Origin of the sequence: Enterobacter pseudoroggenkampii, assembly GCF_026420145.1 — a bacterium.
Taxonomy (GTDB): domain Bacteria; phylum Pseudomonadota; class Gammaproteobacteria; order Enterobacterales; family Enterobacteriaceae; genus Enterobacter; species Enterobacter pseudoroggenkampii.
The window spans coordinates 1743056-1756060 of the sequence record NZ_JAPMLV010000001.1 but is presented as its reverse complement, the minus strand read 5'-3'; the positions used below and the strand labels follow the sequence as shown (position 1 = coordinate 1756060).

Here is a 13005-nt window from a genome sequence, read left to right as displayed (position 1 = left end):
TAACAATGGCTCAACTGTCTCTGAAACACATTCAGAAAATTTATGATAACCAGGTCCACGTGGTTAAGGATTTCAATCTCGAAATCGAAGACAAGGAGTTCATCGTCTTCGTCGGGCCTTCGGGCTGCGGTAAATCCACGACGCTGCGTATGATTGCCGGTCTGGAGGAGATCAGCGCGGGTGAACTGGTCATTGACGGCGTTTGCATGAACGACGTGCCCGCCAAGTCTCGCGATATCGCGATGGTGTTCCAGAACTATGCGCTTTACCCGCATATGACGGTCTACGACAACATGGCGTTTGGCCTGAAGATGCAGAAAATCGCCCCGGCGGTTATCGAAGAGCGCGTTCACTGGGCGGCACAGATCCTCGGCTTGCGCGAGTACCTCAAGCGTAAACCCGGCGCGCTGTCCGGCGGACAGCGTCAGCGCGTGGCGTTGGGCAGGGCGATCGTGCGCGAAGCGGGCGTGTTCCTGATGGATGAACCGCTCTCCAACCTCGATGCCAAGCTTCGCGTGCAGATGCGGGCTGAAATCAGCAAGCTGCACCAGAAGCTTAATACCACCATGATTTATGTGACCCACGATCAGACGGAAGCCATGACGATGGCAACCCGCATCGTGATCTTAAAAGACGGCATTATTCAGCAGGTCGGTGCCCCGAAGCAGGTGTACAACGAACCGGCGAACATGTTTGTCGCAGGGTTTATTGGCTCCCCAGCCATGAACTTCATTCGCGGCGCTATCGATGACCGCTATTTCGTCACGGAAACGCTGCGTCTGGCGATCCCGGAAGACACGCTCGCTTCACTGAATGCCGCAGGGTATCAGCGTAAAGCCGTGGTCTTTGGCATCCGCCCGGAAGATATTCTCACTCTGCAGAGCTGCGGTGAAAACATCGCGGCGAAAGTCAGCGTCGCCGAACTGACCGGCGCGGAGTTCATGCTCTATGCCACCGTTGGCGGCCATGAACTGGTGGTTCGCGCAGGCGCCGCGAATGACTATGCCGCTGGGGATAATATCGACATCCAGTTCGATATGAGTAAGTGCCATTTCTTCGACGCTGAAACCGAAGCGGCTATTAGATAAGAAAGGTGTTTGCCGGAAATGCAAATTTCCGGTTTTTTTGTTTGTAAATTATAAAGGGAATATTTAATGGGTACTCTACTAAGAAGTGCTGCGCTCGTTCTGTGCGCAGGGGTTAGCTGCGCACAAGCATCAGAAACAGCTAAACAGTGGGAATTTAATATTGGCGCGATGTATGAAATAGAAAACGTTGAAGGTCAGGCCGACGATAAAGATGGATTATATGAACCCTCCGTGTGGTTTAATGCAACCTGGGATGCGTGGACTATTTCTCTGGCGATGTATCAGGAGGGGCCGGTTGATTACAGCAGTATGACCCGTGGAACCTATTTTGACCGTCCTGAATTTGAATTACGCTATCGCTTTATCGGAACCGATGATTTTACTTTCGGTCTGACCGGTGGTTTCCGAAATTATAGTTATCATTTTAAAGATGAACACGGTGCCAAAGACGGTAGCGCGAATATGCAGCGCTACAAAATTCAGCCTGACTGGGACATTAAATTAACCGATGACTGGCGGTTTAGCGGCTGGTTTGCCATGTATCAGTTTGCCAACGATCTGGAAAAAACCGGCTATGCTGACAGCCGCGTCGAAACCGAAACGGGCTTTACATGGACCATTAACGAAACCTTTGCGGCTAAAGTGAATTACTATTTAGAGCGCGGCTTCAATATGGACAGTACCCGTAATAACGGTGAATTCTCCACCCAGGAAATTCGCGCCTATCTGCCTATTTCATTGGGCCAGACGACCCTAACGCCTTACACTCGACTGGGACTTGATCGCTGGACGAACTGGGACTGGCAGGACGATCCTGAGCGTGAAGGGCATAATTTCAACCGACTGGGTATGCAGTACGCCTATGACTTCAACAACGGTTTATCCATGACGCTGGAATACGCCTATGAGTGGGAAAATCATGACGAGGGTGAAAACGACCGCTTCCACTATGCGGGGGTTGGCGTAAACTACGCGTTCTGACCGACGACACGCCAGGGGCACTAAGCCCCTGGTTTTAGCGAAGGGAAGCAGCCAACAAAAAGTGGGTATCAACCAGCACTTTTTGCGGGGCGGGCTGACCCGCAATACGCCTGAAAAGAAGATCGCAGCTCTCTTCCCCCAGTTTTCGTGTGGGGATATCAAAGCCGCCAGGTGCGGGCGTTAAAATGAGAGACAGCATCGGGTCGCTGTATCCGGCTATCACCACCTGTTCCGGGATCATCAGATTCAACTCATCCGCCGCACGATAGAGGCTGAGCAACTTCATGCTGTCGGTCGCAAATACCGCATCAGGCGGCGTGGGTGACGACAACAGTTCCAGAGCTGCCGTGAGCGCGCTCTCATGGGTATAACCGCCATCCCTGATCCAGTCCGGGTTAATGGCAATACGGTGCTTTTCCAGACTGGCTTTATAGCCCGCCAGACGATCGATCGAAACATGATAATCAAGTGGCGCATGCAGACAGGCAATTTTTCGGAGACCGTTTTTTATAAAAGTTTCGGTCAGCGTGGCGCTGTCATGAAAATTATCCGTGTCGACGGAATAAATATTCTGATACTCACCTTCCACTTTGCCGATAACTACTACCGGTACGCCATATGCATCCAGCGTGGTGAAAAAGGATTCATTTGCGGGTGAACTCAGCATAATGATCCCTTTGATCATTTTCTGCTTTATTTTACTTACACATTTCAGCAGATCGTCTTCGCTGCTTTTTGAGGTTTGCAAAATAACATCAAACCCTTCTTCTTCCGCTTTAGCCGTAATGGCATGAAGGACATCGGAGAAAAAGGGATTACCGGCAGTGGTTTTGGTTGAACGGGTCGAAATAACCATAATGGCATCGAAGCCTGAAGAGGTCAGGGCGCGAGCCAGTTTGTTGGGTTGATAATTTAATTCGTCAATCGCCTTCAGCACTTTGTCACGTGCTTCGGGAGAAATATTCGTTTGTTTATTCAGAACGCGGGAAACGGTTGATTTCGATACGCCCGCAACCCGTGCGATATCATAGATGGTGGGTGACATACACCTTACTCACTCCGGACTGACAGCAATGCCGTTCATCTTACTGGAGAGAAAACGGCAATAGCAATAAATAAGAATTGATAATCAACGATCTGCCCCCATTTATTGTATTCTGAAGCCATGCATTCAAGGCTTCCAGGCAACGAAGGACGGCGATGAAGCGACTTAAGAACGAAATCAATTCACTGGTGAACCGTGGCGTTGACCGTCATCTGCGTCTGGCCGTGACGGGGCTGAGCCGCAGCGGTAAGACGGCGTTTATCACCGCGATGGTAAACCAGCTCCTGAACCTGCACGCCGGGGCGCGTCTGCCGTTGCTTAGCGCGGTGCGGGAAGAACGCCTGCTGGGCGTGAAGCGCGTCCCACAGCGGGATTTTGGTATTCCACGTTTTACCTATGACGAAGGGCTGGCGCAGCTCTATGGCGATCCGCCCACCTGGCCGACGCCGACGCGAGGGGTCAGTGAAATTCGCCTCGCGCTGCGTTTTCGCTCGAATGAATCCCTGATGCGCCACTTCAAGGATACCTCCACGCTGTACCTGGAAATCGTCGATTACCCCGGCGAATGGCTGCTCGACCTGCCGATGCTGGCGCAGGATTACCTTAGCTGGTCCCGCCAGATGACGGGCCTGTTGCAGGGGCAGCGCGCCGGGTGGTCGGCCAAATGGCGACAGCTGTGCGAAGGTCTGGACCCGCTTGCGACGGCAGATGAGAACCGTCTGGCGGCCATTGCCGACGCCTGGACGGCGTATTTGCACCAGTGCAAGCAGGAAGGGTTACACTTCATTCAGCCGGGGCGATTTGTTCTGCCGGGTGATTTAGCGGGCGCGCCTGCGCTTCAGTTCTTCCCCTGGCCGGATGTGGACGGGGTGGGCGAGTCGACGCTGGCGCAGGCGGATAAGCACACTAACGCAGGGATGCTGCGTGAGCGTTACCATTACTACTGTGAAAAAGTGGTCAAGGGATTCTATAAAAACCACTTTTTGCGATTTGACCGCCAGATTGTGCTGGTGGATTGTCTGCAGCCGCTTAACAGCGGGCCACAGGCCTTCAACGATATGCGCCTTGCGCTGACGCAGCTGATGCAAAGTTTTCACTACGGGCAGCGGACGCTGTTTCGCCGTCTGTTCTCACCGGTAATCGATAAACTGCTCTTTGCGGCCACGAAGGCCGATCACGTCACGGTCGACCAGCATGCCAATATGGTGTCGCTGCTGCAGCAGCTGGTGCAGGACGCCTGGCAAAACGCCGCCTTCGAAGGGATCGGCATGGATTGCCTTGGGCTCGCGTCCGTGCAGGCGACGCAAAGCGGGCTGATTGACCTTAACGGTGAGAAAATACCGGCATTACGCGGGAACCGGCTCAGCGACGGTGAACCGCTTACCGTGTATCCGGGCGAAGTGCCTGCGCGGCTGCCGGGTCAGGCCTTCTGGCAGAACCAGGGCTTCCAGTTTGAAGCCTTCCGCCCGCAGGCAATGAGCGTCGACAGGCCATTACCACACATCCGTCTGGATGCGGCGCTTGAGTTTTTGATTGGAGATAAATTGCGATGACGGAACCGTTAAAACCGCGCATAGACTTTACCGGAACGCTTGAGCAGGATCCTCAGGAGGCGTTCAAAACCGCGCAGACGTTCAGCGGCACGCAGGCGGATAACTTTGCCCCGGCCCTGACTGAGGAGCCTGGCGTCGAAGAAGGGCCGGCGGAGGCGGTTGTGGAAGCCGCTCTGCGTCCAAAACGCAGTCTGTGGCGCAAGATGGTCACCGCCGGTCTGGCGCTGTTTGGCGTAAGCGTGGTTGGGCAGGGCGTGCAGTGGACGATGAATGCCTGGCATACTCAGGACTGGGTCGCGCTGGGCGGATGTGCCGCGGGCGCGCTGATTGTGGGGGCGGGCATCGGGTCGGTTGCCACCGAGTGGCGTCGGCTCTGGCGTTTGCGCCAGCGCGCGCATGAGCGTGATGAAGCGCGGGATCTGCTTCACAGCCACGGCACCGGGAAAGGTCGCGCGTTCTGTGAAAAGCTGGCCAGCCAGGCCGGCATCGATCAGTCGCATCCGGCGCTTCAGCGCTGGTATGCCGCCATCCATGAAACCCAGAATGACCGGGAAGTGGTGACGCTCTACTCCCATATGGTTCAGCCGGTGCTGGATGCCCAGGCGCGACGCGAGATCAGCCGCTCTGCGGCGGAATCCACCCTGATGATTGCCGTTAGCCCGCTGGCGCTGGTCGATATGGCCTTTATCGCCTGGCGCAACCTGCGCCTGATCAACCGTATTGCGAACCTTTACGGCATAGAGCTGGGTTACTACAGTCGGCTGAGACTGTTCAAACTGGTCCTGCTCAATATCGCGTTTGCCGGAGCGAGTGAACTGGTGCGCGAAGTGGGCATGGACTGGATGTCGCAGGATCTGGCGGCGCGTCTTTCTGCCCGTGCCGCTCAGGGTATCGGCGCGGGATTATTAACGGCGCGTTTGGGAATTAAAGCGATGGAGGTCTGCCGTCCGCTGCCGTGGATTGATGGCGATAAGCCCCGGCTGGGGGATTTCAGGCGTGAGCTGATCGGCCAGCTCAAAGAGACGCTCAATAAAAAACCGACTCCGTGAGGTTTTGTTCACTAATCGTGCTGGCTGTCAATATTTGTTGACAGCCATCTTCCGGATCACCGTGTTCTGACATATCATTTTACTGTTATTGGCTTAAAACGGTGAATTTCCCATGCGTCTTGAAGTCTTCTGTGAAGACCGTCTCGGTCTGACCCGCGAATTACTCGATCTTCTTGTTTTACGTAGCATTGATTTACGTGGCATTGAGATCGATCCTGTCGGGCGAATTTACCTCAATTTTGCCGAAATTGAATTTAATACCTTCAGCAGCCTGATGGCGGAAATCCGCCGTATCGCTGGCGTTACGGATGTACGCACCATTCCCTGGATGCCCTCTGAGCGTGAGCACCTGGCCCTGAGCGCGCTGCTGGAAGCCATGCCCGAGCCGTTCCTCTCCCTGGATTTGAAGAGCAAAGTTGAGCGCGTTAACCACGCGAGCTGCCAGCTGTTCGCGCAGAGCCAGGAGAAGCTCAGCAATCATAACGCCGCGCAGCTGATCCCCGGCTTTAACTTCCAGCGCTGGCTGGACAGCAATCCGCAGAACACGCTTAGTGAGCATGTGGTGATTAACGGACAGAATTTCCTGATGGAGATCACGCCGGTCTATCTGAAAGGGGAAGGGAATACTCGCGTGTTGACCGGGGCAGTGATCATGCTGCGCTCGACGTTACGCATGGGTCGCCAGCTGCAAAACCTCTCCAGTCAGGACGTTGGCGCATTCAGCCAGATTATCGCCGTCAGCCCGAAAATGCGCCATGTGGTTGATCAGGCGCGCAAGCTTGCAAGCCTGACCGCGCCGCTGCTGATTACCGGGGATACCGGCACCGGGAAAGACCTGCTGGCTCACGCCGTGCATCAGGCGAGTCCGCGTGCAGCCAAACCTTATCTGGCACTTAACTGCGCCTCTATTCCGGAAGATGCCGTTGAAAGCGAGCTGTTTGGTCACGCGCCGGAAGGCAAGAAAGGGTTCTTCGAGCAGGCTAACGGCGGCTCGGTGCTGCTGGACGAAATCGGCGAAATGTCGCCGCGTATGCAGGCTAAGCTGCTGCGTTTCCTGAACGACGGAACGTTCCGCCGCGTCGGTGAGGATCACGAAGTGCATGTGGACGTGCGCGTCATTTGCGCCACCCAGAAAAACCTGGTTGAACTGGTGCAAAAGGGGATCTTCCGCGAAGATCTCTATTACCGCCTCAACGTCCTGACGCTGAATATTCCGCCGCTGCGCGATTGCCCCCAGGACATCATGCCGCTTACGGAGCTGTTCGTCGCCCGCTTTGCCGACGAGCAGGGGGTGCCGCGTCCGAAACTGTCTGCCGATCTTGGCACGGTGCTCATGCGCTACGGCTGGCCGGGCAACATTCGTCAGCTCAAAAACGCCGTATATCGCGCGCTGACCCAGCTTGAAGGGTATGAGCTGCGCCCGCAGGATATCCTGCTGCCGGATTACGATGCCGGAACGGTATCGGTAGGCGAAGAGGCGATGGAAGGGTCGCTGGACGATATCACCAGCCGTTTCGAGCGTTCTGTGCTGACGCAGCTGTACCGCAGCTATCCCAGCACCCGCAAGCTGGCAAAACGTCTTGGCGTCTCGCACACCGCAATCGCGAATAAGCTGCGTGAGTACGGTTTGAATCATAAGAAAGGTGACGAATAACAAAAAAGCCTCTGCAAAGAGGCTTTTTACTTTACGTTTATTCCTTCGCCATCGGCGTGTTAACGATTTCTGTTTTTGTCTCTCCCTGTATCGACGCAATCCTGCTTTCGATGTCTTTCACCTGCTGCGGGCTGTGCAGCAGGGTATAGGTCAGATCGAACTGCGCGCTGGCGCCTGGCTCCAGCTGCTTAACCCGCTTCTGCTCGCGTTCAATCGTCACGGGGTAGGCGTAGCTGGTACCCGGTTCGATGCCCGTGACATAACCCTGCTTCAGCGTGTCGGTATTTTTCCATAAGGTCAGCACAGGCAGCTGGCGCGTATCAAACTGGATTGATGCGCCTTTATCTCCGGCTTTGTTGACCACTGCCGCGAGCGTTTCGTGGTTGTTGTCTGCGAGCGGTTTAATGTTAAAGACCATCTCATCAAAGCCCTTTGTCGGCCCGGCGTAGGTTTGCCAGTCGTTAATGCCCGCTTTGGCGTAGTCATTGAATGGGCTCACGCTCACCGCAGGCGCAAGGAATCGGGCGCCTTCTTCGAGGATTGGCGTGCCGAAGTTGCTGTGATAGATGATTTGGTAATCATGAGGGTAATCTGCATGGTTGGTCAGAACATCATGCAGGCTGAACTGGTTGGTTCCGGGGACGTAGCGCAGTTCGGTCATGGTTTGCAGATCCGCTTTTTTGAACGTGCTCTCTTTGATCAAACCCCGAACGCGGATCTCATGCGGAGCGGCATCCGCAACCTCGACCTCTACCTGCGATACCGGTGTATTACCGGCTCTGCCATGCAGGGTATAAATTTGCCCGTCCGCGGTGACCGGGTGCCCTGTCCACTCATAGCCACAGCGCACCATCATCTCGTTGAAACCATCCAGCCAGCCGAGACCGTTGCGGCTTTCAAGATTGATATAAGCCGGGTTCACGACCTCTTTGACGGGGGAATTCCAACCCAGTCGGGTGCCAAAGCCTTCTACGTGCAGAAGGTTCATCCCGCGGGTCGGGCTCAGGGTGATGGTGAGGCTATCTTTGCTGCTAATAATGATGACTTTGCTGCCTTCCTGCTTGCCGCCATGTAAGACTTTTTGCTCAATGCTGAACGTTTGATTCTTAACTTTCAGCTCGTCACTGGAAATCTTCCAGTTTCCTTTCTCTACGCTGCTTTCAGCGCTTGTCAGCACCCAGGTTTTAGCCGCAGCATGACCAGAAATCAGGACCGCAAGGAGCGTAAAAGCGAATTTAATCTTCATATATTATCCTTTTTGCTGAAACGATTATTTTCTTTCGTAAGCAAATCTAATGTTTAGACAAAAAGGGAAATGTGATGTGCTTCACTGGGGATGAAAATAGGGAATTTTAACGATTATTATGCGTTATTGATCACGCTCATGTTACATATTGCCTAAGTTATTGCATGATTAATGTGACTTACGAGCATTTAAGCTTTAACGATTCAGCTTTGAGGTAATAAAAAACCCCGCCGCAGCGAGGTTGAGAATAAGTTGTATAGAATGCTAAGGACTTATTATGCTTTCAGCACGTCCAGCGCGGCAGTGTAGTCCGGCTCGGTGGTGATTTCGTTAACCAGTTCGCTGAAGACGACGGTGTCGTTTTCATCCAGAACCAGTACAGCACGTGCTGCCAGACCCTTCAGTGGGCCTTCAGCAATGCTGACGCCATATTTCTCGAGGAAATCTGCGCTGCGCAGGGTGGAGAGGGTAATAACGTTGCTCAGGCCTTCGGCACCGCAGAAACGGGACTGGGCAAACGGCAGGTCAGCGGAAATGCACAGCACAACGGTGTTGTCCATTTCAGTCGCCAGCTGATTGAATTTACGCACGGATGCGGCACAAACACCGGTATCAATGCTTGGGAAAATGTTCAGTACTTTGCGTTTGCCCGCAAACTGAGCCAGTGTGACGTCAGACAGATCTTTAGCCACCAGAGTAAAAGCCTGCGCTTTGCTGCCAGCCTGCGGAATGGAACCTGCTACAGCAACCGGGTTGCCCTGGAAATGAACGAGTTGTGACATAGATATCTTCCTGTTTACATAAAGTTAACGTCGGGGCTAGTGTATGCCATCAGCGGATAACACGGCAAACCAAATTTTTCGCCTTACCGGGCCGCAAGGAGTCAGTGATGAGAAGCGTTAAGGTCTATGAAGAAGCCTGGCCATTGCATACCCCGTTTGTGATCTCTCGCGGCAGCCGAAGTGAAGCCAGCGTGGTCGTAGTTGAAATCGAAGAAGAGGGTATGAAAGGCGTCGGGGAATGTACGCCTTACCCGCGCTACGGAGAAAGTCCTGCGTCGGTGATGGCGCAGATCATGACCCTGGTGCCTGACCTGCAAAAAGGTCTCACGCGCGAGGCGTTACAGCAGCGTTTACCCGCTGGGGCGGCGCGCAACGCCATCGACTGTGCGCTCTGGAGCCTTGAAGCCGCTAAGCAGCAAAAATCGCTGACGTCCTTGCTGGGTGTGGTCGTGCCGGAATCGATCGTGACGGCGCAGACGGTCGTGATTGGTGAGCCGGAGCAAATGGCCGCCAGTGCGAAAGCGCTCTATGACGCCGGGGCCACGCTGTTAAAAGTGAAGCTCGACGATCGTCTGATCAGCGAGCGGATGGTCGCTATTCGCTCGGCGGTACCCTCAGCCACGCTGATTGTGGACGCCAACGAGTCGTGGCATCCCGAGGGGCTGGCCGCACGATGCCAGCTGCTGGCCGATCTGGGCGTAGCGATGCTGGAGCAGCCTCTGCCGGTAAAAGAGGATGCAGCGCTGAAGAATTTTATCCATCCGTTGCCCGTGTGCGCGGATGAAAGCTGCCACACCCGCGAAAATTTGAGCGAGCTTAAGGGCTGCTATGAGATGGTCAATATCAAGCTCGACAAGGCTGGCGGACTGACAGAAGCCCTGGCCCTGGCAGCGGAAGCCCGGGCGCAGGGGTTCGCCCTGATGCTGGGATGCATGCTTTGCACCTCCCGGGCGATCGGCGCGGCGCTGCCGCTGGTCAACCAGGTTCGTTTCGCCGATCTGGATGGCCCGACGTGGCTGGCGGTTGACGTTTCACCGGCCCTTAAATTTACCAGCGGCGTGCTTCATCTCTGAGGCTGCCAGCGCAGAAGCTCCATCATCGCTTTTAGGTAAATTTCGCTGGCTTCGTCGGAGGATATCGGCGGGAATTCAGCGGTGATGCAGGGCAGGCTCAAATCGGCACACCAGCTTCCGAATGATCCGGGTGTTTCATACCCCACGCTGGTGACGAGCGGCAGGCCGAAAGCCTGTGCCAGCCACGCGCCCAGGTCGGAGTGACGCGGATCTTCAATGCAGGCCAGCGGATCGTGGAAGGAGACAACCCAGGCGGGGTGGATCTTATGGATAAGCTGGCACAGCGCCTGCGTTTCAGGCTCCGAGCCGGGCTTGTCTCCCGTCAGCAGCACCACGTCCCGCTCCTCGGCTGAGCTGTTCCAGCGATACACCGTTTCTCCGGCGCGCCAGTTTGCCGCCGGGAAATTACGGTTCAGGTCGATCCCCCTCGCATTTGCCCGTAATCCAAGCTGGCAGCCATCCGGATTCACGGCAAGAATCACATGATGGCGTCGTAATGACGGCGTCAGCGTCCGCAGCGCGCACGAGAGCGTGACGACAGACGAGTTCTCATCACCGTGCGTGCCGGCAATGATCAAACCGCTGTCGCGATCGGCATCGGGTGCCGGGAACCAGATCAGCGATGCGCCTAAAAATGAGCGGCCATATTGTTCCGCGCCCGGAGGAAAGGCGCCGCGTTCCGCGCGTGGTCGGGTGGTTGCCATACGAAATCCTGATAAAAAAGTCTCTACTGGCAGTGTTGTGCAAAAGCCGCTGTTAATCAAATAGTTTCCGTAGCGGCTGATAATTGCCTTAAATCACTATTCAGGCGTAAGTTATTTGCATTTCTTATTGTCGAAACAAATAATTACGCATCTGCTTGTTACCTGAATTTATTAAAGGGGATCTTATGAAGCATCCTGTTTCGCGTCTTTTTACCGCACTGTGTCTGTGCGGGCTCTCTACACTCTCATACGCTGCTGATGTGCCGCAGGGCACGATTCTGGCGCAAAAACAGGAGCTGGTCAGGCATATTAAAGACGAACCTGCCTCGCTCGATCCGGCAAAAGCGGTGGGGTTGCCCGAGATTCAGGTGATTCGCGATCTTTTCGAAGGGCTGGTGAATCAGAACGAGAAAGGGGAGCTAACTCCGGGCGTGGCGACGCGCTGGCAGAGCAACGATAACCGTATCTGGACGTTCACCCTGCGTGACAACGCGAAATGGTCTGACGGTACGCCCGTCACCGCGCAGGATTTTGTCTACAGCTGGCAGCGTCTGGTTGACCCGAAAACCACGTCTCCGTTTGCCTGGTTTGCGGCGCTGGCGGGTATCAATAACGCGCAGGCCATTATCGATGGTAAAGCGGCGCCTGACACCCTGGGCGTGACGGCGGTGGATGCCAGAACCTTACGCGTCCAGCTGGACAAACCGCTACCGTGGTTCAGCAACCTGACGGCAAACTTCGCCTTCTATCCGGTACAAAAAGCGAACGTTGAAAGCGGTAAAGAGTGGACGCGTCCGGGTGCCCTGGTGGGCAATGGCGCATACGTCCTGAACGACCGCGTGGTGAATGAAAAACTGGTTGTCGTTCCGAATACCCACTACTGGGACAATGCGAAAACTGTCCTGCAAAAAGTGACCTTCATTCCGATCAATCAGGAATCATCCGCCACCAAACGCTATCTGGCGGGGGATATTGATATCACCGAATCGTTCCCGAAAAACATGTATCAGAAGCTCCTGAAGGACATTCCGGGACAGGTGTATACGCCGCCTCAGCTCGGAACCTATTACTACGCGTTTAACACGCAAAAGGGCCCGACGGCCGATGCACGGGTTCGTCTTGCCCTGAGCATGACCATCGATCGCCGCATTATGGCGGAGAAGGTATTAGGTACCGGTGAGAAGCCGGCCTGGCATTTCACTCCTGACGTGACGGCGGGCTTCACGCCTGAACCTTCACCGTTCGAGCAGATGTCGCAGCAGGAGCTGAATGCTCAGGCGAAAACCTTGCTCCAGGCCGCAGGCTACGGTCCTCAGCGTCCGCTGAAGTTGACCCTGCTGTACAACACCTCGGAAAACCACCAGAAAATCGCCATTGCGGTGGCGTCAATGTGGAAGAAAAATCTCGGTGTGGACGTCAAGCTGCAAAACCAGGAGTGGAAAACCTATATCGACAGCCGTAATACCGGTAATTTTGATGTGATCCGCGCGTCATGGGTAGGCGATTACAACGAGCCATCGACCTTCCTGTCCCTGCTGACCTCAACCCACAGTGGCAATATCTCGCGTTTCAATGAGCCAGCCTACGATAAAATTATCCATCAGGCGACGCTGGAAACCACGGCGAAAGCGCGTAATACGGACTACAACATGGCGGAGAAAATCCTCATGGAGAAAGCGCCCATCGCGCCAATTTATCAGTACACCAATGGTCGTCTGATTAAGCCCTGGGTGAAAGGCTACCCCATCAATAACCCGGAAGACGTGGCGTATAGCCGGACAATGTATATTGAGAAACACTGACGCCCAGGACTTAACTACTACAAAATCC

11 protein-coding genes are annotated in these 13005 nt (G+C 54.8%); 7 read left to right on the top strand and 4 right to left on the bottom strand.

The genetic code is table 11. From position 1 onward, the window contains the following. Positions 1 to 5: 5 nt before the first annotated feature. Both OTG14_RS08560 and OTG14_RS08555 read left to right on the top strand, forming a co-directional pair. Positions 6 to 1088 carry an ABC transporter ATP-binding protein gene (locus OTG14_RS08560; protein WP_267214934.1) on the top strand — a complete coding sequence of 361 codons (1083 nt, stop codon included), beginning with the start codon at positions 6 to 8 and terminating at the stop codon, positions 1086 to 1088. 66 nt (positions 1089 to 1154) lie between these two features. Beyond that, positions 1155 to 2069, top strand: a complete 915-nt coding sequence (locus OTG14_RS08555) for an OmpG family monomeric porin (RefSeq protein ID WP_024907150.1) — start codon at positions 1155 to 1157, stop codon at positions 2067 to 2069. Between the two features lie 34 nt (positions 2070 to 2103). Here the strand turns inward: OTG14_RS08555 and OTG14_RS08550 are convergent, their stop codons facing one another. After that, positions 2104 to 3114 (bottom strand): LacI family DNA-binding transcriptional regulator, encoded by a 1011-nt coding sequence (locus OTG14_RS08550; protein WP_248164833.1) that lies wholly within the window; start codon positions 3112 to 3114, stop codon positions 2104 to 2106. Between the two features lie 155 nt (positions 3115 to 3269). Between OTG14_RS08550 and OTG14_RS08545 the strand changes: the two genes are divergently transcribed. The 3 genes from OTG14_RS08545 (at position 3270) to tyrR (ending at position 7370) form a co-directional block, all read left to right on the top strand. Then, the gene (locus OTG14_RS08545; RefSeq protein WP_061714993.1) at positions 3270 to 4667 is read left to right on the top strand and encodes a YcjX family GTP-binding protein; all 1398 of its coding nucleotides are present in this window, start codon (positions 3270 to 3272) and stop codon (positions 4665 to 4667) included. After that, the gene (locus OTG14_RS08540) at positions 4664 to 5716 is read left to right on the top strand and encodes a YcjF family protein (protein WP_032647528.1); all 1053 of its coding nucleotides are present in this window, start codon (positions 4664 to 4666) and stop codon (positions 5714 to 5716) included. The genes OTG14_RS08545 and OTG14_RS08540 overlap by 4 nt, the downstream gene beginning before the upstream one ends. Positions 5717 to 5828: 112 nt before the next feature. Next, positions 5829 to 7370, top strand: a complete 1542-nt coding sequence (gene tyrR / locus OTG14_RS08535) for a transcriptional regulator TyrR (protein WP_148768895.1) — start codon at positions 5829 to 5831, stop codon at positions 7368 to 7370. Positions 7371 to 7407: 37 nt separating this feature from the next. On the opposite strand, the gene OTG14_RS08530 is transcribed toward tyrR, so the two are convergent. Both OTG14_RS08530 and tpx read right to left on the bottom strand, forming a co-directional pair. After that, the gene (locus OTG14_RS08530) at positions 7408 to 8616 is read right to left on the bottom strand and encodes an aldose 1-epimerase family protein (protein ID WP_267214933.1); all 1209 of its coding nucleotides are present in this window, start codon (positions 8614 to 8616) and stop codon (positions 7408 to 7410) included. 275 nt (positions 8617 to 8891) lie between these two features. Beyond that, on the bottom strand, positions 8892 to 9398 hold the full coding sequence (gene tpx / locus OTG14_RS08525) for a thiol peroxidase (RefSeq protein WP_023335907.1): 507 nt from the start codon (positions 9396 to 9398) through the stop codon (positions 8892 to 8894). Positions 9399 to 9505: 107 nt separating this feature from the next. Between tpx and ycjG the strand changes: the two genes are divergently transcribed. Next, a complete protein-coding gene (gene ycjG, locus OTG14_RS08520) occupies positions 9506 to 10471 on the top strand; it encodes an L-Ala-D/L-Glu epimerase (RefSeq protein WP_048991947.1) in 966 nt (321 codons plus the stop codon). On the opposite strand, the gene mpaA is transcribed toward ycjG, so the two are convergent. Beyond that, complete coding sequence (gene mpaA / locus OTG14_RS08515; protein WP_208762960.1) at positions 10462 to 11175, bottom strand: murein tripeptide amidase MpaA; 714 nt, start codon at positions 11173 to 11175, stop codon at positions 10462 to 10464. The genes ycjG and mpaA overlap by 10 nt on opposite strands. 185 nt (positions 11176 to 11360) lie before the next feature. Here mpaA and OTG14_RS08510 point away from each other — a divergent pair, with 185 nt between their 5' ends. Beyond that, positions 11361 to 12977, top strand: coding sequence for a peptide ABC transporter substrate-binding protein (locus tag OTG14_RS08510; RefSeq protein ID WP_061714997.1), 1617 nt, complete (start codon positions 11361 to 11363; stop codon positions 12975 to 12977). The last annotated feature ends 28 nt before the right edge of the window (positions 12978 to 13005 follow it).

Excerpts from the sequence above, each read along its gene's own strand:
- OTG14_RS08560 (WP_267214934.1), top strand. The coding sequence starts at position 6 with ATGGCTCAACTGTCTCTGAAACACATTCAGAAAATTTATGATAACCAG.
- OTG14_RS08555 (WP_024907150.1), top strand. The coding sequence starts at position 1,155 with ATGGGTACTCTACTAAGAAGTGCTGCGCTCGTTCTGTGCGCAGGGGTT.
- OTG14_RS08550 (WP_248164833.1), bottom strand. The coding sequence starts at position 3,114 with ATGTCACCCACCATCTATGATATCGCACGGGTTGCGGGCGTATCGAAA.
- OTG14_RS08545 (WP_061714993.1), top strand. The coding sequence starts at position 3,270 with ATGAAGCGACTTAAGAACGAAATCAATTCACTGGTGAACCGTGGCGTT.
- OTG14_RS08540 (WP_032647528.1), top strand. The coding sequence starts at position 4,664 with ATGACGGAACCGTTAAAACCGCGCATAGACTTTACCGGAACGCTTGAG.
- tyrR (WP_148768895.1), top strand. The coding sequence starts at position 5,829 with ATGCGTCTTGAAGTCTTCTGTGAAGACCGTCTCGGTCTGACCCGCGAA.
- OTG14_RS08530 (WP_267214933.1), bottom strand. The coding sequence starts at position 8,616 with ATGAAGATTAAATTCGCTTTTACGCTCCTTGCGGTCCTGATTTCTGGT.
- tpx (WP_023335907.1), bottom strand. The coding sequence starts at position 9,398 with ATGTCACAACTCGTTCATTTCCAGGGCAACCCGGTTGCTGTAGCAGGT.
- ycjG (WP_048991947.1), top strand. The coding sequence starts at position 9,506 with ATGAGAAGCGTTAAGGTCTATGAAGAAGCCTGGCCATTGCATACCCCG.
- mpaA (WP_208762960.1), bottom strand. The coding sequence starts at position 11,175 with ATGGCAACCACCCGACCACGCGCGGAACGCGGCGCCTTTCCTCCGGGC.
- OTG14_RS08510 (WP_061714997.1), top strand. The coding sequence starts at position 11,361 with ATGAAGCATCCTGTTTCGCGTCTTTTTACCGCACTGTGTCTGTGCGGG.